This window comes from Photobacterium sp. 1_MG-2023, assembly GCF_030547945.1.
Lineage (GTDB): Bacteria > Pseudomonadota > Gammaproteobacteria > Enterobacterales > Vibrionaceae > Photobacterium.
Genome location: NZ_JAUORR010000014.1, coordinates 93,188 through 115,949 on the forward strand (window position 1 = coordinate 93,188; position 22,762 = coordinate 115,949).

At 50.0% G+C, this 22,762-nt stretch carries 18 protein-coding genes; 8 read left to right on the plus strand and 10 right to left on the minus strand.

Going from position 1 to position 22,762, the window contains the following annotated elements; genetic code table 11:
• Window positions 1-18: 18 nt before the first annotated feature.
• Entirely contained in the window at window positions 19-1,479 is a 1,461-nt protein-coding gene (gene betB / locus Q4579_RS13695; protein ID WP_303565000.1) for a betaine-aldehyde dehydrogenase, read from the minus strand.
• A gap of 84 nt (window positions 1,480-1,563) precedes the next feature.
• Window positions 1,564-2,154 carry a transcriptional regulator BetI gene (betI, locus tag Q4579_RS13700; protein ID WP_303565001.1) on the minus strand — a complete coding sequence of 197 codons (591 nt, stop codon included), beginning with the start codon at window positions 2,152-2,154 and terminating at the stop codon, window positions 1,564-1,566.
• A gap of 379 nt (window positions 2,155-2,533) precedes the next feature.
• Here betI and Q4579_RS13705 point away from each other — a divergent pair, with 379 nt between their 5' ends.
• From Q4579_RS13705 to Q4579_RS13725, 5 genes are all read left to right on the plus strand, one after another.
• Entirely contained in the window at window positions 2,534-3,664 is a 1,131-nt protein-coding gene (locus Q4579_RS13705; protein ID WP_303565002.1) for a right-handed parallel beta-helix repeat-containing protein, read from the plus strand.
• A gap of 188 nt (window positions 3,665-3,852) precedes the next feature.
• Window positions 3,853-5,181 carry a cytochrome-c peroxidase gene (locus Q4579_RS13710; protein WP_303565004.1) on the plus strand — a complete coding sequence of 443 codons (1,329 nt, stop codon included), beginning with the start codon at window positions 3,853-3,855 and terminating at the stop codon, window positions 5,179-5,181.
• 238 nt (window positions 5,182-5,419) lie between these two features.
• Window positions 5,420-9,634 carry a LysM peptidoglycan-binding domain-containing protein gene (locus Q4579_RS13715; RefSeq protein ID WP_303565006.1) on the plus strand — a complete coding sequence of 1,405 codons (4,215 nt, stop codon included), beginning with the start codon at window positions 5,420-5,422 and terminating at the stop codon, window positions 9,632-9,634.
• Window positions 9,631-10,356, plus strand: coding sequence for a hypothetical protein (locus tag Q4579_RS13720; protein WP_303565008.1), 726 nt, complete (start codon window positions 9,631-9,633; stop codon window positions 10,354-10,356). The genes Q4579_RS13715 and Q4579_RS13720 overlap by 4 nt, the downstream gene beginning before the upstream one ends.
• Before the next feature lie 12 nt (window positions 10,357-10,368).
• Window positions 10,369-11,067 (plus strand): hypothetical protein, encoded by a 699-nt coding sequence (locus Q4579_RS13725; protein WP_303565009.1) that lies wholly within the window; start codon window positions 10,369-10,371, stop codon window positions 11,065-11,067.
• A 287-nt stretch (window positions 11,068-11,354) separates the two neighbouring features.
• On the opposite strand, the gene Q4579_RS13730 is transcribed toward Q4579_RS13725, so the two are convergent.
• From Q4579_RS13730 to Q4579_RS13760, 7 genes are all read right to left on the minus strand, one after another.
• Complete coding sequence (locus tag Q4579_RS13730; protein WP_303565011.1) at window positions 11,355-12,719, minus strand: TrkH family potassium uptake protein; 1,365 nt, start codon at window positions 12,717-12,719, stop codon at window positions 11,355-11,357.
• 89 nt (window positions 12,720-12,808) lie between these two features.
• Window positions 12,809-13,474: a TrkA family potassium uptake protein gene (locus Q4579_RS13735; protein WP_303565012.1), complete on the minus strand. Its 666-nt coding sequence runs from the start codon at window positions 13,472-13,474 to the stop codon at window positions 12,809-12,811.
• 59 nt (window positions 13,475-13,533) lie between these two features.
• Window positions 13,534-14,229 carry a response regulator transcription factor gene (locus tag Q4579_RS13740; protein WP_303565013.1) on the minus strand — a complete coding sequence of 232 codons (696 nt, stop codon included), beginning with the start codon at window positions 14,227-14,229 and terminating at the stop codon, window positions 13,534-13,536.
• Complete coding sequence (locus Q4579_RS13745) at window positions 14,226-15,269, minus strand: ATP-binding protein (RefSeq protein WP_303565015.1); 1,044 nt, start codon at window positions 15,267-15,269, stop codon at window positions 14,226-14,228. Before Q4579_RS13745 ends, Q4579_RS13740 begins: the two co-directional genes overlap by 4 nt.
• A gap of 117 nt (window positions 15,270-15,386) precedes the next feature.
• On the minus strand, window positions 15,387-15,827 hold the full coding sequence (locus tag Q4579_RS13750) for a hypothetical protein (RefSeq protein ID WP_303565016.1): 441 nt from the start codon (window positions 15,825-15,827) through the stop codon (window positions 15,387-15,389).
• Between the two features lie 260 nt (window positions 15,828-16,087).
• Window positions 16,088-17,956, minus strand: coding sequence for an ABC transporter ATP-binding protein (locus Q4579_RS13755; RefSeq protein WP_303565017.1), 1,869 nt, complete (start codon window positions 17,954-17,956; stop codon window positions 16,088-16,090).
• A gap of 385 nt (window positions 17,957-18,341) precedes the next feature.
• Window positions 18,342-19,250, minus strand: a complete 909-nt coding sequence (locus tag Q4579_RS13760; protein ID WP_303565018.1) for a LysR substrate-binding domain-containing protein — start codon at window positions 19,248-19,250, stop codon at window positions 18,342-18,344.
• Window positions 19,251-19,498: 248 nt separating this feature from the next.
• On the opposite strand from Q4579_RS13760, the gene Q4579_RS13765 reads away from it, so the two are divergent.
• The 3 genes from Q4579_RS13765 to Q4579_RS13775 all read left to right on the plus strand — a co-directional run bounded on the left by Q4579_RS13765 (window position 19,499) and on the right by Q4579_RS13775 (window position 22,146).
• Window positions 19,499-20,761 carry a D-amino acid dehydrogenase gene (locus Q4579_RS13765; protein WP_303565019.1) on the plus strand — a complete coding sequence of 421 codons (1,263 nt, stop codon included), beginning with the start codon at window positions 19,499-19,501 and terminating at the stop codon, window positions 20,759-20,761.
• A 345-nt stretch (window positions 20,762-21,106) separates the two neighbouring features.
• Window positions 21,107-21,826, plus strand: a complete 720-nt coding sequence (locus Q4579_RS13770) for a DUF2799 domain-containing protein (RefSeq protein WP_303565020.1) — start codon at window positions 21,107-21,109, stop codon at window positions 21,824-21,826.
• A gap of 95 nt (window positions 21,827-21,921) precedes the next feature.
• Window positions 21,922-22,146, plus strand: coding sequence for a hypothetical protein (locus Q4579_RS13775; RefSeq protein WP_303565021.1), 225 nt, complete (start codon window positions 21,922-21,924; stop codon window positions 22,144-22,146).
• A gap of 165 nt (window positions 22,147-22,311) precedes the next feature.
• On the opposite strand, the gene Q4579_RS13780 is transcribed toward Q4579_RS13775, so the two are convergent.
• The gene (locus Q4579_RS13780; protein ID WP_303565022.1) at window positions 22,312-22,728 is read right to left on the minus strand and encodes a hypothetical protein; all 417 of its coding nucleotides are present in this window, start codon (window positions 22,726-22,728) and stop codon (window positions 22,312-22,314) included.
• Between the last annotated feature and the right edge of the window lie 34 nt (window positions 22,729-22,762).

A 22,762-nucleotide genomic window follows, 5' to 3' on the forward strand; every position in this document is an offset into this window, starting at 1 on the left:
CTTTGTCCAGATAAGTGGTTACAGGTAAGGGCATTCAAGATCACCCAGTTCGATCAGCACGCTCTTGGTCTGGGTGTAATGATTCAGGGTTTCCAGACCGTTTTCGCGACCGACGCCTGAGTGCTTGTATCCACCGACCGGCATTTCAGCAGGAGAGCCGCCCCAGGTATTGATCCAGCAAATCCCGGCTTCAATCTGAGCAATCAGGCGGTGGGCGCGTGACAGATTCTGGGTAAAGATACCCGCTGCCAGTCCGTAATCGGTGTCGTTGGCACGACGAATCACTTCGTCTTCCTCACTGAAACGCAGCACGGACATCACCGGGCCAAAGATTTCTTCTCTGACTTGCGGCATGTCATCGGTGCAGTCCGCAAAAATGGTCGGCGCAACGAAGTTGCCTTTGTCCAGACCGTTTTCTGTCACGCGGTGGCCACCAGCGAGCAAACGAGCTCCCGACTGTTTTCCGGCTTCAATAAAGCCCAGCACTTTTTCCAGATGCTCGGAAGAGATCAGTGCGCCAATTTGGGTGTTGATGTCGCTTGGGTCGCCGACTTTCAGCTTGGCCGTTCGCGCTGTCAGACGATTGAGAAACTCGTCGTAAACGGCATCGTGGACGAAAACTCGGGTGCCGTGCGTACACACTTCGCCCTGAGTGTAGAAATTGGCCATCATGGCTGCGGAAACTGCGTTATCCAGCTGTGCATCGTCAAAGACGATCAGCGGCGATTTCCCGCCCAGTTCCATGGTGACATCTTTCAGAGAACCGGCGGCATCAGCCATAACCTTTTTGCCGGTGCCGCATTCGCCGGTAAAGGAAACTTTGGCGATTTCAGGATGACGGGACAGCATCTGACCGACACGGTAATCGCCCTGTACCACGTTAAACACACCATCCGGCACGCCGGCCTCGGTGTAGATTTCTGCCAGTTTCAGGGCAGTCAGCGGGGTTTCTTCAGACGGTTTGAAAATCATGGCATTCCCGGCTGCCAGCGCAGGGGCAGATTTCCACATCGCGATTTGAATCGGGTAGTTCCAGGCACCGATACCAGCACAAATGCCCAGCGGTTCACGACGGGTATAGAAAAACTGACCGTGGCCGAGATCCTGTTGCTGACCCGAAAGACTGGCTGCCAGGCCGGCATAATATTCAATCACATCCGCACCGGTAACAATGTCGACTTCCAGCGCTTCCTGTAGTGGCTTGCCTGTGTCCTGCACTTCAAGCGCTGCTAATTCATCGTTCCGTTCCCGCAGCAAAGCCACCGCTTTCATCAGGATCCGGCCACGTTCCGCACCACTCATGGCAGACCAGATCGCGAAGCCTTCTTTGGCCGAGGCAATGGCACGGGCCATGTCGGCCTCAGATGCCTGACCCATCTGAGCGATCACTTCGCCGGTTGCTGGGTTGCGGGTTTCGAACTGCTCGCCTGAAGTGGCTTGCGTGGCTTGTCCGTGAATGTACAGGGATGTCATCGTCATACTGCTACTGTGCTCCTGTGTCGTGGCTGATAGGGTTTCATCAGCCCCCAAGAATGAAATTGTGTGGGTGGAAAAACGCGGGTCTTACAAATAGGGCGCCAGCTGCTTTTCCAGATAATCGGTAATAATGGCCTGAGCCTGCTCTGCGCTGATGCCACCCGGCGTGAGTGCGCCCCGAAGCCAGATGCCATCAATGAGTGCTGCGGTTCCCTGCGCGACAAACAGTGCTTTTTCAACGGGCAGGACCTGCTTGAGCTCACGTCTTAAATGTGAGAGCAAGCGTTTTTCATTCACGCGTTGCAGGCGGTGCAATTGCGGGTCGTGCATCGCTTGCGCCCAGAAAGACAACCAGGTTTTGACCACTTTGCTGTCCACCTGATAGCCGTCGAAGTTTCCGGCGACAATGGCTTTGATTCGTCCCTGAACATCGGATTGATCCACCTGAGACAAATGTTCCATCACGGTGTGGGATAACTGACGCAAGACGGACCGCATGGTTTCTTCCAGCAAGCCGTGTTTACCGCCAAAGTAATGGTTGATGATGCCAGGGGATACCCCGGCTTTTCTGCTGATCAGCGCCACACTTGCACCCGCCAGACCCACCTCATCAATGGCGGCCATGGTGGCTTCCACAAGCTGTGGTTTCCGGATTTCCGGCATTCCGACTTTGGGCATGAACAGTCACCAATTCTTTTTTGATTGAACGTTTAATTAAAAACAAGATGGCATAGGAATTGATCAAAGTCAAAAAATGTTTAGGGTTGTAATGTTTGGTCGTGTAATGAGTTTGCTGGGGTCGCCATTTTAAAGTATTGATTTATATGTGTTATTCATGTGGCTCATGATTTCAAAATATGAATGAAAACAAAATTCGTTTTGCGGTCAAATCTTTCGCGTTTTTAAGCGAATTCTCATTGCTGAAAAGTCCTTAAAAATCACAAACTTTGTTTCTAATTTCGGAAAGATTGAAGAGTTTTGACCTGATATTGACAAAATTTGGTTGTCAATTTTTGACAATGCATGCTCTTTTTTGCTGCTGAACAAGGGTGTGAAGATGAGTCATCAAGGATCACGCTGGAAATCAGCTGCGGCCCTCCTTGTGGTTTTTGGGCTGTCTGGCTGTGGCGGAGGCAGTGAAGCCTCAGACAAAAAACAGGTACAGGAACGGGATTCTGCGGCCCAAGGGAATGATTCAGGGAATGAAAGCGCATTTCCATCAACGGGAGACGGCACGGGGCCGGTCCCGGTTGAGAATTCGGTCAGCGACAATACGATTGAAGTGGATGGTCAGGTATACACCGATCTGGCATCTGCCGAGGCGGCCATTCTGGCTGGCAGCCAAGTGGTGATCGGCAATGGTGTTTACAGTCGTGGTTTAAAAATACAACCGGATAACGTGACCGTCAGCGGTAGTGGCGAGACCCATTTTAAAGGGGCCCAATTGATGGGCAAAGCGACTTTTATCGTGAACGGACAAGGCGTCAGAATTGAAAATATCGAATGCAGCCAGGTGAGTGTGCCCGATCAAAACGGTGCCTGTGTCCGGCAACAAGGTCGGGATCTGGTGTTGTCACAGGTGTATTTTCATGACAGCGAACAAGGCGTTTTGTCGGCTTCAGGCACCGGTAGCCTGACCATCGAACACAGTGTTTTTGAGCGTTTAGGGAAAGCGGGCCGTGCTCATGCGGTATACAGTAATAATGACAGCCTGACGATTCGCTACAGCCGGTTTTACAGTTCGAAAGATCAAGGGCATGAAATCAAGAGCCGCGCGAAAAATACGCTGATTGAATACAGTGAAATTGCGTCGCTGAGCGGTGATGACAGCCGGCTGGTCGATACGCCGAATGGTGGCGAACTTGTGATTCGCGGCAGCGTGCTGGAGCAGGGGCCGAATTCAGCAAACCGACAATTGATTGGTTTTGGATTGGAAGCGGCGTATGACACCAGTCAGCCCAATCGCGTCACACTCAGCAATAATGTCATCATTTTAGACCGTCCTGCCGGAAGTCAGCTGCTGGCACTCCCTGCGGCTGGTGGGTTTGATTTGAGTGTCAGCCAGAACGAGATCGTGGGCAATGCCCCGGTCGATAAATCGGATTATGTGTCGGAAAACACTTTCTATGACACGCGGTCAGCCTATGGATTATCCGAATTTCCGGCGTTACCGGAGACGGGTTTTTAATCCTAAAAAATTGACAATTGATTGTTAAAAATCTTCAAAACCCGGCGATCCTGTCGGGTTTTGTTGTCTTAATAATCAGAAAACGCCCGAGACCAACCCCTGCTACTGTTTTCATTAGGCGCACAAGCGGTATTGCCCTTATTTCCTCGACGAAAAATTAGAACGCAGTGGTTGGCAGGGGTGTAACCATGAAATACTCACATGTCTTTTTGCTGGCATTGGCTTTGACAATGCTGGGTGGCTGTAATAATGATGACGATCCCGTGGCAGGAAGCGATACACCGCCATCTTCTAATCCCGGTGATCCCGTTGGCGATGACCCGGGAAATCCACCACCCGGTGGTGAAGAGCCAACACCGGACCCCGATCCAGAACCGGATCCGGAACCCGTTCCGGAGCCCAGAGTGGATATTGATGGCTTACCTTTACCGGATACAGAAACCAGTCCGGATTATGAAAGCTATGTTGCGGGGCAGCCTGAATATTACACTTCGATTTCCAGCACAGATTTTCAGAATATTCGTTTTCGTAGTGTGGCGACAGAAGACAACACGCCGCGTGACAATGAGCTGCGCAATCCGGTGGCAAAACTGGGCCGCATTCTGTTTTACGATGTCCGGTTATCAGCCAATAACACCAAGTCATGCGCTTCTTGTCATCAGCAGGAACATGGCTTTACCGACCCGGCACAATTGAGCGTTGGCTTTGAAGGCGGGCATACGGGCCGGAACTCCATGGGGCTCAGTAATGCCCGATATTACGATCCAGGGCGTTTTTTCTGGGATGAGCGGGCAGCGACGCTGGAAGATCAAACGCTGATGCCGATTCAGGACCCGGTTGAGATGGGGATGAACCTGTTTGATCTGGAAACCAAACTGGGGCTGACCAGTTTTTACGGCCAACTGTTTACTGACGCCTTCGGCGATGAAGCCATCACCAGCCAGAGAATGGCGCTGGCAATGGCGCAATTCATGCGATCGATGGTCAGTTATGAGTCCAAGTTTGATCTGGCTGTTCAGGCTGAACTGAATAATGATCCTAACCCTGTACTCAGCGCACAGGAACAACGGGGGCTGGTTTTATTTGAAGACCTGAATTGCACGAATTGTCATACCACCATGGCATTTGTGATGGACCGAAATCATAACAATGGCTCGGTCTCCAATAACAATCCGGATCAGGGGGTCGGCGGTAATCTGGCTGGTTTCTTCAAAACCGGTTCACTGCGGAATATTGCTGTGGGCGCCCCGTTCTTTCACGATGGTCATCTGCCGGATCTGATGTCTGTGATTGAGTTTTATAATAGCGGAGTGAATAACCATAATAATCTCAGCCCGGATCTCCGAGACCGTACCGGCCGTCCGGTCCGGATGAATCTGACGCAGGCAGACAAAGAGGCGTTGGTCGCGTTTCTGGAAACCCTGACCGATGAGGGCTTCCTGAGTAATCCGATCTTCAGCGACCCTTTCCCGGCCACAACGCCAGATGAATCTGAAGCTGGGGAAGCCGCGCCTTAACCTGACCTGCCATCATACCGATTGTCCGTTCCTGAATTCAGATCAGGAGCGGACTGTCGTCTTGATAAAGCGAACAGTCCCCAGTCACCAAAGCTGCGAAGCAAGTCTCAAAATTCCACTCATAGTGAAAATGACAGTTTCAATCGTGATTTTGCCTGCCTGTTCCGGGGGTATGACAGATGCCTCATAGGGACAGAATGTCTACAATGGCCGGGCTTTCTGACTTACGGAGACTGCCATGTCATTCAAAAAAAATCCGCCTCCTGTTCGTTATACCAATGCGGCTTTTCCACCGCTGGACGAACGTCTCTGTACCCCGAAGGCAGAGCCCGCAACGGATGTTGAGTCTGTACCGAGCTTTGGTTATACCGTTGCGTTTGCCTGTCGAATGGAAACCTTCCGACAATACGTCAGCCCCTATTTATCTCTGCAACTCAAAAAAACAGAGGAAGAAGCAGCGATCCGCCAATGGGATGAAAAACCACAGGGTCAGCACACGTATGTTGCCTGTGACGTCAGAACAGCGGAGGAAAAGTCGCTGGCTGTCCGCTGGTACAGCAACCCTTCAACGATGCTTGCGATTGATGCGGTCGAACCCCATGAAGCATGTTCAGTGGTTGTGAAAGAAGCCTTCGTCCCAGTTCGTCCTGCCATTCGGATGGGGGAGCAGCTAGGGCTGCCGACAGAAGGGTATCTTTATCATTTTCTGGAAGGCCAATTGGTGAGCGAATTCCGCTGCATGGGAGATACTTATCCCCGTTTTCAGGTGACGCAAAGCCGCCCGGAGGCAATGTATCCAGAGCCGGCGGTTGATCGCCCGCTGGAATACATTCTGGCACTGTGGCAAAGAAATGGTCAGGTTATTCAGGATCAGTACCTGCTTTATAGCCGGGAAGCCTTGTCTGATAAGGCAATTCAGAGTGTGGACACCGCATTTTTGCAGGCACATGGCGTCAGGCTGGACATGGATCAGATAATCCCGCTGACAGAAAATAGCGGGCAGCGCAAAAAGCATACTGTTGTTGAGGGAGAGACGTTATCTGAGGTTGCAGAGAAGCATCAGCTTACATTTGAGACGCTTTTAGCATTGAATCCATACTGGCGAGGCAAGGAAACAAGGCTGACCAACGGCATCAAGCTTTATCTTGAGCCGGTCGGGATTTATAACCACGGGCAGGATGTGAGTTACCCGGTTTCGGCAGCGTTGCTGGGTGACGGTGTTTTCGCGATTGAGCCGTCAAAGAAGCGGGCTGATTTCCCGGTGGTGCAAGTGGCCGAGTCGGATGGTGCCCGGCTTACCGCGCTTTCTCCGGTGCGTTATGCCCTGGATGCGTGTAATGCGCAAGGGCAGGGTTTACACCCCATTCCGGATACGGAAACCTTCTCCGGCGGTATTTTTCAGGCGGATGATACCCCTTATACCTTGCGACAGCTGCGGGATGGCTGGCTGTATGCGCTTTCGCCGGTACCGGATTCAGAAAGCTGGACGCTGGAAGAATACAAAATTGAACAGGGTGAGTTCCGCCGGGTCATCGGTCAAACGGCTGAAGCACGTCAGAAAGCTGAGCCCGGTCGGCCCAAAACCCATATTCTTTGTGTGTCGGATCGCCCGTACTATCTGGCGTATGCCGTGAAGCGGTGGACGGATCGAATTTGTGATTATTATCTTGGCAATGCCGAAGCCCGCGATGGCTGGCTGCGGCAAGTGAATTTGAACACTTCGGGCGCAGCAACTCACCGGACTGATGTTGCCGACGTGGAATGTTATGTCGCAGATGTGAATGCGCAAGCGCAAGAGCGGTTTGCCGGCACCTGTGCGCCGCTGTCTGGTGACGTTGATCGACCGAACGATTTTATTCATATCCCCCCGAAGAAGACGCTAGCCAGTTACACCTATCAGGCGCCCTCAGCGTATGTACAGCAAATCGTAGCACTTGATGACCCGCTGGCTGATTTGAGTGATTTGTTTCTTGCGCTGTTAGAGCCAGTTCTCATCACGACGCCGGATGAGTCTACGCACCGTAAAGTGGTGGTAGCAGAAGCCATTCGCTCGATGGTTCGGGTACCAATCCCGAAAGATAAAATGCCGGAAATCCAGCCGGAACAATGGGTTGAGTTTGAAAGCGCGTTGGATGTCTGTCTGGAATATGAGTACCAGAAAGTCCATCTGCCGCAATTAGGCTCAGATAACATGATGCCTCAGCGCCTGAAGGATCTTGAAGCTTGCCGGCAGGCCAGCCTCAAGGCTCAGGCAACCCTGGAAGGGATGGGCTTTTTCGGGGTTGAGGAATATGTTCAGGATTATACCGACAGGCGCAAAGCCCATTCGCAAGTGAACTGGGACGATCTGGACGCCTTCTATAAGGATTATCTTGCTTCACAGTCGCACGCCTATGCTGCAATTCCCGGCGCGTTTGACAGATTATTAACTGCGATACCAAAGCTAGGCACGGAGCCAATGCATTTGGGGCTGGATATTCTTTACAGTGACCACATGGGCTACCTGATGGAGCTCTTCGGGGAAATTTTGCCTGCACTGAACTGTAGTGCGAACGATGAAGCGATGCAGCAGAAGCTTGCAGATGCTTTGATTCAGGAAAAGCCGGATAATCTAATGGCACTGGCCACGTCATTTTTTTCAGCAGAGTTTTATGCCAAGGCCGATGAGCTTGTGAAAGAAAGTGATGTTATTGATTTGCAAAGGGAGTCTGTGCCTGTTACGGGGGTCGTCGCTGGTCTGAATAGTGTGCTCGGCTATGGGCAAGCTGAGGCTGGAGGGCTTTATCAAAAGACATTGTCGATGATGGTACCCATTAGCGGGTTAATCGATAGTGCTACTGAAGCGATGAAAAATATCATTGGCATGGGTTATCAAAAGGGGTATTTCACTTATTTTGGAATGATGATGAATCAAGGCGGCTTTAGAGCCGGATTCAATGTTGCAGCGATGATCTGGTGTATAGAGCAGATTTCTCAGGGGAAGATCGGCATGAATCCGGCTTTTGAAGGTACCAGCCGCGCGTACCGTCAACGTTTAACGGGAGCCGCATTGGAGTGGCAGTCGCTGGAGAATCAATTAAAACGGATGCCTGCAGATTCCCCCAATCGTGCAGAGTTAAAAATGAAGCAAGAGAAGATGGAGGCTCGGGCTGGCCAGATGGTCAGGCAAGCACCTGTGTTATTCGAAAGCTTCAATGGTGAGAAGTTGCAACCGGTCAATCAGTTTTTTGACCGTGTAAATCAGTCATTGAACCGTATTGGCCGAATGGACTTTGTGGTTGCATTTCTCAATAGCATGAATGTGGTTGTCCAGCAGTATACTGTCGAAGAAGCGCTTTCATCGAATCCGAATGTAGATCTCAATACTCAACTGCATGTGGTGGGTTTCAGTACGGCCTGGCTGATGCATGCCACCAGTGAGATTTTCCGCGGCCTGGCGTTTGAGCGTGTGAAGCAAAAACCCGTTATGTTGGAAAAGAAACTGAATGATTTGGCTCTAAAAAGCCGCAACTTAGATATTCGATTATTGGCTAAGGGTTATCTACAGCGTTCAATGTTGTCAGGAATGCTGGGTGTGATTGCTGCGGGTTGGGAAGCGTACCGGACCTTGTTGGATGCAGGCAAAGCTGACTTTAGATTAGAAAAGGGATTGCTGTATTTAAAGAGCGCAGTTCTATTCACTCAAAGTGGTGTCTGGGGTGTGCTGGCATTAAATGGGGCAAGGGGATTGGCGAATAGAGCTGTTATTGGATTTGTATTGCAAGGCTGGATGGTGGCTGCCTGGTTCTGGTTAGGGATTGCTTATCTGGTAATTTCGATCATCATCAATATGCTGCAAAAGTCACCGCTGGAAAACTGGCTACGTAAAAGCATTTGGGGGAAAGAACCAAAAGGAGACTGGACGGCAAAAGCGGAATATCAGGCGCTATTGCAAATCCTGAATCAGCCGCAAATTCAGGAAATAGTCAAAAGTTGCAAACAACTACCGGGTAAGTTTGCCTCTCCGTATGAGCCGTCACCCTTTACAACCCTGAAACAACTGAAAATAACCTTTCCGCAGCAACGCCCCGGACAGTCGGTCTCTGTGGGAGTGACTGTGTCGGGGCTGCGTGAGCAGGAAGGTTATCTGGGTTATCGTAAAACAACTAAAGTCGAAGCATTTACTTATCAGTTGACGGCATTGGATATTGCCAGAGGATACTGGGAATATGACGTGCAGAAGGTCCCGACTCTGGTTCTGGATGTCCCTATCTGGATTGAGGCGGTCGACACGATTCAGATTTTCGCAATGGTGAGTAACCATAATCCCTTTTCTGAAACAGAGAAGACAGCCCAGTACTATAAGTACCAGTTGAATTCTCAAATAAAAAGAGACATTGAGGTGATGAAAGATGGCAAGGCAAGCGATATGATCGGGCATCAACTGTTTTCAGTGAAAATTGAGGAATCATGAGTACGACCATCTCTTTACCGGAATACACCGAAGCCGATCAGGCACAGCAGCGCCAGCAAGTGCTGGATGCGGAAGTGATTTATGAGTGGGAGTGTGTACTTCGCTCAAAGGATAAGCATTTGATGCCGTTTATTATGGCAGGAATATTCAGCTTGATTTATGGCATTTCCTATTATTTAAGTTCTGATGTCATTCTTTTTTATATGTGGGCAATATCTGTCGTAATTTTTTCTCCAGTGAGTTATTTTCTGTTTGATGTCGACTATCACTACAAAGGCCAAATAACGCCGAAAGGGATCATCATTCAGAAAACTGAGCGAGTCCCGGATATTTTCTACAAAATCACTCGGGTTATGGCCTATTTCGGTATTGTTGTTTGTCTGATTGCCGGGCTGATGATGGGGCCCATTGCTTTTGTGGGTGCGGGTGCTTTTGCATTGCTGTCATTTAAAATGACTGGGTTTCATAAGCAGGTCGAAAGTTGGGTGATACCTTTTATTCCTGAACATCAATATGAGTATGAAGGGAAAGAAGAAAACCCAATTTACCAATATTCTGTATTCGCTTTTTATTATGATGTGCTTGGTTCGGATCAAAGCAATTATAATTTGGATTATTGGGTGAAAATTTATTGCTATGAAGAACAATTTTCTGAACTAGATAAATTTATGCGTCAGTGTATCCATGTTAGAAACGATTGTGCTTTAGGCAAAGGATTGTAAAAGTACCACAGCATGAGTACGACCATCTCTTTACCGGAATACACCGAAGCCGATCAGGCACAGCGGCGCCAACAAGTGCTGGATGCGGAAGTGATTTATGAGTGGGAGTGTGTACTTCGCTCAAAGGATAAGCATTTGATGCCGTTTATTATGGCAGGAATATTCAGCTTGATTTATGGCATTTCCTATTATTTAAGTTCTGATGTCATTCTTTTTTATATGTGGGCAATATCTGTCGTAATTTTTTCTCCAGTGAGTTACTTTCTGTTTGATGTCGACTATGACTACAAAGGCCAAATTACGCCGAAAGGGGTCATCATTCAGAAAACTGAGCGAGTGCCGGAGATTTTCTACAAAATCACTCGGGTTATGGCCTATTTCGGTATTGTTGTTTGTCTGATTGCCGGGCTGATGATGGGCCCCCTTGCTTTTGTGGGCGCAGGTGCTTTTGCATTGCTGTCATTTAAAATGACTGGGTTTCATAAAAAAACTGAAATTGAAGTCATTCCATTTCTTCGAGAGAAAACATACCAATATATGGGATGTGAGTCTTTATATCAGCATACAGTCAGTACTCATGGCTACGGTGTATCGGACTTTTGGAGGACATCCGCTTTTGGGGCTTATGAGGTTGCATTTAGTTGCATGGAAGAACAGTTTTTTGAATTGGACAAGATGATACGTCAGTATGTTGATGTCACAGATGATTGAGTTTCGGATGATTAATTGTAAAAGTACCACAGCATGAGTACGACCATCTCTTTACCGGAATACACCGAAGCCGATCAGGCACAGCAGCGTCAGTGCTGCCGTACCTGATGTCTGTGATTGAATTTTATAACAGTGAGTTCAATAACCACACAGATCTCAACCAGGATCTTTGAGACGGACGCCCGGTCCAGATGAATCTGAAGCTGGGGAAGCAGCGCCTTAACAAAGAACGGTGTTGCGCTGTAAAAAACAGTCCTCCGAAAATCAGGGGGGACTGTTCTGATGGATTATCCAATTGCCAGCGTGGTCGAGGGGTAGCGGATGTGGTTGCTTTTGGGGCTGGCGAGCAGATAGGCGAGGGTTAACGGGCCAAGCCTTCCTGCGAACATCATGAAAATAATGATGCATTCGCCTGCCGGTGACAGTGCCCCGGTCAGTCCTCTGGATAACCCGACGGTGCCCAGCGCGGATACGGCTTCAAAAACGACATCCAGAAAAGGCGCGTCTTCGGTCAGCATCAGCAGAAAGATGGAGAACCAGACGGCAGCACAGGAAATCAGGGTCAGCGCCAGTGCTTTCTGAACGGTTTTCGGCTGAATCTGGCGTTGGCCAAGGCTCATCACATCCTGTCGCTTCAGAAACTGAACCGTGGCAACCAGCAGGACGATAAAAGTGACGACTTTAATGCCGCTGGCTGTGCTCAGCGAGCCGCCGCCAATGAACATCAGCAGCAGCATCAGCACTGTGGTTGCATCTTCGAGCTGATCAATCGGCAGCGTATTAAATCCGGCGGTTCTTGGCGTCACGGCCTGAAACCAGGCTGCCAGCCATTGCGCAGAATCAGAAAGGGGCGCCAGGGTAGCCGGATTGTCCCGCTCGATCAGGTAGATTGCCAGCAGTGCCAGTAAGTTGATGATCACAGTCCCGCTGATCATTAAGCGGCTGTACAGCGACAAACGGTGCCAGCGCCGCTGTCGCCAGAGATCCATCCAGACTGCAAAACCAAGGCCGCCGGTGATAAAAAGCCCGGTGATGGTCAGATTCACCACCCGATCCCCCACATAAGGCATCAGGCTGTCCGGATGCAGCGCAAATCCGGCGTTGTTGAATGCGGAAATGGTGTAGAAAAAACCATGGAACAGCGCCGTCGGCCAGCCCAGTTCAGGCTGCCAGTGGAACGCCAGGATCACCATGCCCATCGCTTCAACCGTGAACGCAAACATCAGCACAGATTTTGCCGTTGCCACCAGCATCGAGGTATCCGTCTGGTTAAACGCTTCTTTGGCAATGTTTTGCTGAAGGAACCCGATTTTGCCGCCGAGAGTCATGAGGGTGACGACGGCGAACGTCATGATACCCAATCCGCCGAGCTGAATGAGCAGTGCGATCACGATCTGGCCGAACAGGGTAAAGGCACTGCCGGTGTCCACGACAATCAGCCCGGTGACGGTGACCGCTGATGTTGCGGTAAATAAACTCTGAAGCCAGCCAATTGGTGCTGTGGTGGCGATGGGAAGTTTTAAAAGGAGTGTGCCCGCCAGAATCAGAAATAAAAAACAGCCTGAAAGAATGAAAGGCGGGGCTGCCTGAATCTTGCGGGCTGCCTTGGGTTTTCGTTCCAGTGGCGAAACAGCAGGATGCCATTGAATCATAATGTTAATCCTTGAACAGAAGCCTGCAGAACAGGCTTGACATGAAACTGCGTTAAAGAAGCGCCTTCATTTGAATCGACAGATTCAGATTACAGATGATGTGGGTAGAGTCTGGGTGCCAATGCTGCTAATGCTTGCCGGTGACCGCTGAGTAAAAGAATATCTTTTTCCACTAAGGTCATATTGTCATGAAAGGCGGTGATATTTTCTTTTCCTCGCTTAATGAGGAGCGGACTTATTTTCTGGTCGAATCCATGCATTAATTCACCCAGTGTGAAGACCTGGTGTTTCTGATGAATATGGACTTCAACGATATATTGATCGTGGCCTAAAGACAGATAATTGTTGATCATCGGATAATGCAAAGCCTGTGCAACCCGAATCCCCATTTCTTCTTCAGGATGAATAATTCGGGAAACGCCCAGTTTGGACACAATCGCATGGTGTGCTGCCGTATTGGCTTTCACCCAGAGCTCATTCACGCCCAGCTTTTTGAGGCAGAGTGTGCAGAGCAGGCTGGCTTCCATATCCTGACCAATCGCGACGAGAACAGCGTCGCTATTGCCTAAATTCAGCTCTCTTAACGCATTTTCATCTGTGGCGTCACAAATGACGGTTTGCGTGAGGTCTGAAACATATTTTTCAGCAATTTTCTCATTGCGATCAATACCGGTGACGGTATGACCTAAATGAATCAATTCTAAACTTGCGGCCACGCCGAAGCGACCGAGACCGATCACGGTAAAATGTGCCATAGTTTTTCTCTTTACAGATTGTGGTTGTGGATTAAAAAGATGATTTACTGCGATTGGTATTATTCTGGCGGTAATAAAAACCGATAACCAATGCCGGGTTCTGTTCGGATATATTGAGGATTGTCTGCATTGTCATTGAGTTTCTTTCGTAAATGACTGACGAAGTTTCTTAAATAATGCGTGTCTTCTGCATGGGTTTTTCCCCAGATTTCGATCAGCAATGTTTTTTGAGTGACCAAATGTCCCGGTTGCTGTGCGAGTAAAGCGAGCAGCTTAAACTCTTTTTTGGACAGCGCGACAGGTTGATCATGCAGCAAGACCTGATGACTCTGGGTATCAATACACAGATCCTGAAACCTGTACTGTCTGCCGACAGCTGCGGGCTGCAAAGTGCTGAAATCTCGTAATAGCACTTTGATTCGAACCATCAGGGCCCGGATACTGAACGGCTTGCTCAGATAATCATTGGCCCCGGCCTCCAGCAGCTTGATCATCTCGTCCTCTTCGTCACGGGCCGTCAGGACCAAAACCGGGAGATTGCTGAACATTCTCAGTTTTTTCAGCAGGGTATATCCGTCCTGATCCGGGAGTCCCAGATCCAGAATGACGAGTGCCGGCTGGAATGTTTCAATGGCGTTGAGCCCGTCTGCCGCGTTTCCTGCGCCAGCATAATCAAACCCTTCAGCATTCAGGGAAATCCGGATAAAGCGCTGAATTTCTGGCTCGTCATCAATCACTAAAATGCGTGTACTCATGATGGGTTTCCTTGCAAAACGGGAAGAGAAATACACACGGTGCAGCCCGCGTCGGTGGGCTGCATCTGAATGTCCCCCTGATGCGCCTGAACAATCCCCTGACTGACTGTCAGTCCTAACCCTGTGCCGCCGTCGCCCTGATCGCCTTTGCGGGAAGAAAAGAACAGTTCAAAGGCTCGTTCGCGATCCTGATTGGATATAACGGGCCCCTGATTGTGAATTTCGATGCGTAAAGCTTGCTGGTCATGACTAACTGTGACGGTAATTGGCGTATCTGGCCAAGCATATTTCATGGCATTGTCGAGAATATTATGAATGGCTTGCTCCATCAGCGCGTGCTGAATACTGACCTCAGGCAGCGGTGTTGTCGCCCGGAGCTGAATTCGCTCTGGGTTCACGCGATCAATCAGGGATCTCAGCACAGGCAGGATCGATTGAAATTGGGTGTTGAGTTGAAGCTTGCCTTGCTGGAGTTTGGTGGCCTGCAGCAGATTTTCAATATAACGATGTAACCGATGGCTTTCTGTCATGGCCGATTGCAGTAACTCATCCTGGTCTTCAGCAGGAAGACGGGACTGATATTCCTGCAGGGTGCTCAGATTGCCGATGATGCCAGCCAGCGGCGTGCGCAGATCATGTGATACAGACAACAAAATCCGGCTACGCATTTCCGCCTGTGCCAAGGCTTGCTTTTGCTGGCGATACTGAATGGCCAGATGGCTGGTCAGTACGGCGATCATCAGGAAAACCATCAGGTTGAAGATGTCGGCAGCGTTAAACATTTGCAGGGAAAATCTGGGCGCCGTAAAAAAATAGTTAAAGCACAAAGCACCAATTAGTCCTGCCAGCAGGGATGCGAACCGGGTTGAGCTCAGGGCGACAATGACGACACCGAGTTGCAGGATCAGCAAGATACCGGCTTGTGTGATGTCAAGGGCGCTCAGGCCGTAGGCGGTGCTGACGGCAACCGCCATGACGACAAGCGGCAACAGTGTTTGTCTGACAGGAAAGGAACAATCTTGGTTTCGATAAAGACGCATAAGAATACAGGTTAATATCAATCATCTGGGGTCACTTTACCGAAAAATCGGGCAGGAAGGGCGTAAAAAAAGCGTCATTTTTTGTGTAAGCCGTTTTGACGATGTGTACGCGCTGATTCAAGATCTGAATTCAATAAATTCCTGCCAGTCAGGGGGTAAGTTCAGGCTGGCTTTTTCATCTGATGTCAGTGATGTCCAGTAAGGCATCCACAGCCAACTGAACCAATAATCAAGGTCGCCCTGTAAACTGCCGAACGCTTCCGGGTTGATATCAGGAAATGAAGTCATCGGTTTTGGCGGTGTGAAACCAGTGGCCAGGACGGTATCGATGAAAGCATGATCGTCAGAGATCAGATGAACAAAGCATCCCCCGAAGTCATCCCGTAAACACATCCTGAAAATTGTATGTTTGGGGCCTTTCTGGACTTCTCCGGTGATGCAGACAGAGATCTGAGGATAATGCGTCCGAAGGATTGCTTGGAAATGGGGAAACTGCGCCCAGTCCATCAGAAATAGCAGATTGTAAGCCTGCTTGTTGAACGACTCAGATAATGTCACTTTCGGATAACTGCAAGCAAAATCCAGTGTTAGCGGCGAGCATGATGTCTCAGTCCTGAAAGGTGCAGGTTTGAATAACTTGTTGAAGAGGCGCATGAACATAACATTCAGTCTCCATCACACAGATTCCATGGTTTCGATACGAATTTGGATTCGTCATGCATCATGGCAGAAGTGAAAAGGTGATGTTGCGGACAATTTATCATTCAGAAATAAAACAGCCAGCCCGGAGGCTGGCTGTGATGTTTGGTCCTGGCTGATTATTTTGCCATGACTTCTTCTTGCGGAGTCTCTTCCAGATCGCAGCCAATGAAGCCACCGGTCTGATGCGCCCACAGGTGGGCGTAAATGCCATTCTGGCCGAGCAGTTCCTGATGGCTGCCTTGTTCGACGATCTGACCGTTGTCGATCACGATCAGGCGGTCCATTGCGGCAATCGTGGACAGGCGGTGCGCAATCGCGATGACGGTTTTGCCTTCCATCAGCTGATACAGGCTTTCCTGAATCGCGGCTTCAACTTCAGAATCCAGTGCTGAAGTGGCTTCGTCCATGACCAGAATCGGCGCGTCTTTCAGCAGGACACGGGAAATAGCGATGCGCTGACGCTGACCTCCGGAAAGTTTCACTCCGCGTTCACCCACCTGAGCGTCGTAACCTGAGTTGCCATGCGGGTCGGTCAGCGTTGCGATAAACTCATGTGCATGGGCCTGACGCGTTGCTGCCAGCAGTTGTTCCTCTGAAGCATCCGGTTTTCCGTACAGGATGTTTTCACGGATCGAACGGTGCAGCAGTGAGGTATCCTGCGTGATCATACCGATATTGCTGCGCAGAGAGTCCTGCGTGACATCAGCAATGTTCTGGCCGTCAATGCGAATGGCACCGGATTCAAGATCATGGAAACGCAGCAGCAGGTTCACCAGCGTGGATTTACCCGCACCGGAACGACCGACAACACCGACCTTTTCACCCGGTTTGATGTGCAGATTGAGCTGCTCGATAACGCCTTTGTCTTTTTCGCCGTAGTGGAAGCTGATGTTGTCAAACTCAATGCCACCCTGAAGGACATTCAGAGGCGCCGCGTTGGTTTTATCTTCAATCGAGACTGGCTTTGACAGGGTCTTCATCCCGTCAACAACCGTCCCCAGATTTTCAAACAGCGCACCAATTTCCCACATGATCCATTTCGACATGCCCTGAACGCGCAGCGCGATACTGATTGCAACGGCAATAACACCGACCGTGACAGCGCTGTTCATCCACAAACCAATCGAGACCGTTGCGATCACAAACAGCAGCAGGTAGTTGATTGCATCAACGCTCAGAATAAATTTCGTGGCCAGACGCATCTGGCGGTACACCGTATCCAGAAAGCCTTGCATGCTCTCTTCAGCGTACTCAGTTTCACGGTTGGTGTGTGCAAAGAGCTTCACCGTGGTGATGTTGGTGTAGCTGTCGACAATGCGGCCCGTCATCATTGAGCGTGCATCTGCCTGCTCGGTCGCGATGGCTTTCATTTTCGGAACGAAATAGAACTGGATGCCGACATAGGCCATCAGCCAGACCAGAATCGGCAGCATCAGAATTAAGTCGGCACTTCCCATCATGACAATCATGGCGGTGAAATAAACACTGATATAAACCAATACATCGACCAGTTTCATCACGGTTTCACGCACAGCCAGTGACGTCTGCATCACTTTGGTGGCTAAACGACCCGCAAAGTCATCCTGATAGAAAGACACGCTCTGGCGCAGCAGGTAGCGGTGCGCCAGCCAGCGAATCGACATGGGATAATTCCCAAGCAGAGTCTGGTGCATAATCATTGAATGCGTGAATGCCAGAAAAGGGATAACAACTACAATCAGCAGACCCATCATCCAGAGCTTGCCACTTTCTTCGGCAAGAAAGGTGTCTGGTGAATGCTGGGCCAGTAAATCAACTAACTGACCCATAAAGCCTAAAAGGGTGACTTCCACGATCGCAATACAGGCGCTCAGAACAGACATCGCCAGTAATGGCCAACCGAAACCTCGTGTATAAAAGCGGCAAAACGCCAGCAGGCTGTCCGGCGGCTGCTGTGGCGTTTCTTGCGGGAATGGCGCCGTGAGTTTTTCAAAAAATTTGAACATAAATTATTGATTCCATGTATACAGGTGTTGCTTGTGTAACAGATAGGAATAACCGTACGAAGGCAAAAGATTATCCGTCAGGCTCTCATGGTGTGTTCTGTGTGAGAGATATTTTTGTGACAGAATGAACCGTAATATTTTATCAGAATTTGATAATAATGATGCACCCATTTGATGAATGCAAAATGAATGGCATAACAAATGACACAGCAAGCAATGCAACTACAGATAGTATCGCTGCGATCCGGGATGGAGTCTCATCCTGAAAGTTATCTGGATGTGAGTTTACAGGCCGCAACAATGCTGAGATTCACCGCAGACGGCTTGATGGACGCGGAATCCGTAGGGAAAGCCCGGCATTGCCTGTCCGGGCTTTGCATTTGACTCAAACTCTGACTTGTGCCAGCTGCTCTTCCAGCCAACGGATAAAGCAGTCAATTGCGGCTGAATGCCGGTGACAGATCAGATAGTATCCGGCATTGGCCGGTAAAGGCGCAAAAGGCGAGATCAGTTTGCCGTTGTGAACATCTTCACCAATCAGCGCCTGGCGGGCCATCGCTACCCCCAGTCCGGCTTCAGCCGCAGCCATGGCCATGTCGGTCCGGTTAAAGAAATGTCCGCGGCGGCTGTCGGCAGCAATCCCCATGGCATCAAACCAATAGCGCCATTCCGTATCACGTTCTGCATTGCGCCAGGGCATCGCATCATGCAGCAGCGTGGCTTGTTGCCAGCTTTTGGGATCCTGCCAGTTGAATCGTGCCTGATAATCCGGGCTCATGACCGGCAGTAAGGATTCCGCCATGAGTAAACGGGTCTGACGATTGCGCTGGATATCGTCATCCCGGCGGTAATCGATCACCAGATCACAATCTGTATTCTCGCTGTCGACCAGCGCGCCATCCGCAAAGGTTTGTACATTGATGTCCGGATATTGGGCATAAAAATGGTGCAGTCTGGGCACCAGCCATTTAAAGGCGAAGGAAGGCGTCAGCTTCAGCCGGATCTCCCCTTCAGCTTGCCGTCCCAGTTGCAGCGCACGGATCACTTCGGCAATTTCAGACAGGCTGCGCCCGACGACCTGATGCAGGCGGCGACCTGATTCTGTCAGTGTGATACCGCGGGCATGACGCTGAAACAGTTCGAATCCGAGCTGTTGTTCCAGCAAGCGGATTTGCTGGCTGACAGCCCCCGTCGTGACATGCAGGGTACTTGCAGCCTGAGTAAAACTCTGTGTTTTGGCGGCGACATCAAAAGTAGCCAGTGCCGCCAGAATATTTCCTTTCAAAGCAGACATTTCTTCTCTCAGTCCATCGCGCTGGCAGCGCCTGTCAGCTAGGCTTGTTGCAAAGATCGGTTTTCTGAGCACGGATCGCAGACACCGCTGCGCGGATCTGGCGTCTTCTTGCTCAATGAGTTCAGATCGAGCTTATAGCACAGCTATAGGCTGCCAGTAATATTTATCGATTGTTAACCCGATGTAAATGCCTCAATCTGCAATTTCGTATCTGTACCTGTTCAATTCAGACAAAGAGAGTGTGTGAGATGGAAGTGATTGTTTTGGGAAGCGGTGTGGTCGGACTGACGTCGGCCTGGTATCTGGCACAACAGGGACATCAGGTGACCGTGATTGATCGTCAGTCCCGCAGTGCTGAAGAAACCAGCTTCGCCAATGCCGGTCAGATTTCCTATGGCTATTCTTCACCCTGGGCGGCACCGGGGATCCCGGTCAAAGCGATGAAATGGCTGGTTCAGAAGCATGCGCCGCTGAAAATCAAACCATCTCTGTCACCTGATTTGTACAGCTGGATGGGCAAAATGCTGGCCAACTGTAATCATGAAAGCTATCAGCGCAATAAGTCCCGGATGCTGCGGGTTGCCAACTACAGCCGGGCATCTCTGATTGAATTGCGTCAGCAACACGACCTGCACTATGAAGGTCGTCAGCAAGGCACATTGCAGCTGCTGCGGACACAGGCTCAGTTGGACGCCGTCGGGAAAGATATACAGGTTCTGAAAGAAAGCGGAATTCAGTTTGAATTACTGGACGTCAATGGTTGTATTCAGGCTGAACCAGCACTGGCGAAAGTGCGGGAAAAAATCGCGGGTGGCCTGCGTTTACCGAATGATGAAACCGGAGATTGTTATAAGTTCTGTCAGCAATTGACGGCACTGGCGGAGCAGGCGGGTGTCACATTCGAGTTCAATACCCAAGTGAAGTCCTTACGTCAGGACAATCAGCGGATTGTCGCCGTTGAAACAGACAGGGGGGAATTCAAAGCCGATGCCTACGTGGTTGCCATGGGTAGTTACTCGACAGCCATGCTGGCGACTTTGGGGATGCAGTTACCTGTGTATCCGGTGAAGGGCTATTCGCTGACAATGCCGCTGAAAAACAGCGACGGTGCGCCGGTCTCGACCGTGATTGATGAAACGTATAAGGTCGCGATGACGCGTTTCGACAATCGTATCCGGGTTGCGGGCACGGCTGAACTGGCGGGTTTTAACCTGCATCTGTCGGAGCAGCGGAAAGAAACCATTGCCATGGTGGTCGGTGATCTGTTTCCCGAAGGGGGGGACCTCAATCAGGCGGAATACTGGACCGGTCTGCGCCCGATGACGCCAGACGGGACGCCGGTGATTGGTAAAACACCGTTTGAGAATCTGTACACCAATACAGGTCACGGCACATTGGGATGGACCATGGCCTGCGGTTCTGGCCGGCTTTTGGCGGATATCGTCAGTGGCCGCGACACCGACATCGATACCGATGGTCTCTCGATCCAGCGTTATCTGCACTCTGCCTAACCGATGAATCTGGCCTGATTGCGAAAGTGCAACGGGCCAGCTTAGACGGCTTCTCATTCTCTCCTGCAGAACCTCTGTCAATTCCCTGAAAGAATACTTTCTTATCAATCTTCTGAATGATGACCAAAACCATGGATATGAGACAGGTTGTAGTATATCTTTGGCCGCGTTTTATTGCATGAAACGGACAACTTGAAGCGTGAAGGATTAACAATTCAAGGAGAAACGCCGCACTCAGTGATGAGTGGTGCCATACAGGGTGCACGGAACGCCATGCTGCCACACCCATCATCAATCAAATTTAAGTGCCGGATAGAAGAATCATTAATGAGGAAGTACAGATTCATGAACCATCGTTATCTGAAGCCTGCCACAATGGCAATTCTGCTGACCCTGACGGGGTGTTCTTCAATCAGTGAGGAAGATTGCAGGCTGGGAGATTGGTATCAGATCGGCCTGGCTGACGGTCAGAACGGGAAAAAGAGCTATGCCGCTATTTACAGCGAAGAGTGCGCGGAATATGGCGTCAAAGTGGATCTGAAAACTTATCAGGACGGTCGTCGTACCGGGCTGGAATCCTACTGTACCTATGAAAATGGCACCCTGGTTGGTGAGGCCATGAAGGCGTATGAGAATGTTTGCCCGGCAGACTTGTCTCAGGAATTTTTGACCGGATACCGGCCTTATTACAACCTTGCGAAAGCCAAGTCCCATGCCAGTGGTATTGAAGGCACGATCCACAGTTATAAAGAAAAGCTGAAAGATGACAAGCTCTCGAGCGATGACCGGAAAATGTTCAGCGCAGAACTGAAATCGGCTAAATCGAACTTTGAGCGGGCCGAGTTTGAAGTGAACCGCTATGAGTATGAACTGGCGGTCCATAAAATTGACCGTGAAATTGGCCAGATCAACCAGCAACTGGCGTCAGAGCATGTCAGCAGCGCACAGCGTTCCATGCTGAATGAGCGGCTGGTCAAACTGAATGACAACCGGAAATTCTACGAAACCTTATCGACAACTGAAAATACTTTCCAGAATATCAAAAATATTGTGGACTTATTCTGAGTACAGTATTCCGGTGGTTCCTTGCATGAAGCAGGGAGCCACTGGATGAAAACTGACACCTCCGAATACATCCCAACCAGGAAGCAAGACATCTCATGGAAATCAGAGCCGCTACATTGTCGGATGTCGTCGCATTGCAGACATTATTTCACGCTGACCGCCAGCTCTCTGTGGAAGCGCATGCCACCGCCACACAAGTAAAAGACATTGCACTGGAAACGTCTGTGGAGCACCTCTCGGCGCAACGTTTATACGAATCCCTTAGCTATCAGAAAAACACGCATTATCAGCTGTATTTTAAGAAGATTGGCGTGAGCTGAGGATGATTTGACGCGTACGAGGAGATCGGATGAAACTTGGGTTGATTCAAATGCCGATGGCCTGGACCACGGCGGAAAACTGTCAGGCCATTTGTCGGTACATTCATCATTGAAAAGGCCAGAGTGATGCTCTGGCCTGATGGATATTTTCTGAACATGAGCACGTTATTGAACGGTGATGACGTCCATGATCAGCTTGCCATCTTCACGGATAGGGCCATCTTCTTTGGCGCCCAGCGTGTACTCAAAAACACCGGTCTTCATGCCGCCACCTTCGCCATGGAGCATGAGCATCAGCATGTCTCCGGAATTCACAGGTTCCATTAAAATCGCGGTAACGTTCTGGTTCGTGCCTTTTTTGACCGGGGAATATCCAACGACCGGACCGGGTTTCATGCTTTTGTCGGTTCGGTGTACCACTAACCAGCCATTCGCATCGGATTCGATCATCTCGGCGGAGACGGTTCCCCCCGAAACATCCTGATCGCTACCTTTGACACTGTTTGCTGCATGAGCAAAGCTTGCAGCGCCGAAAGCTGTGATGATGAAACTTGCCGCGAGTGACGTTTTTAATAAATTCATTGATTCTTCCTATGGGTTAAAATTCATCAAAATG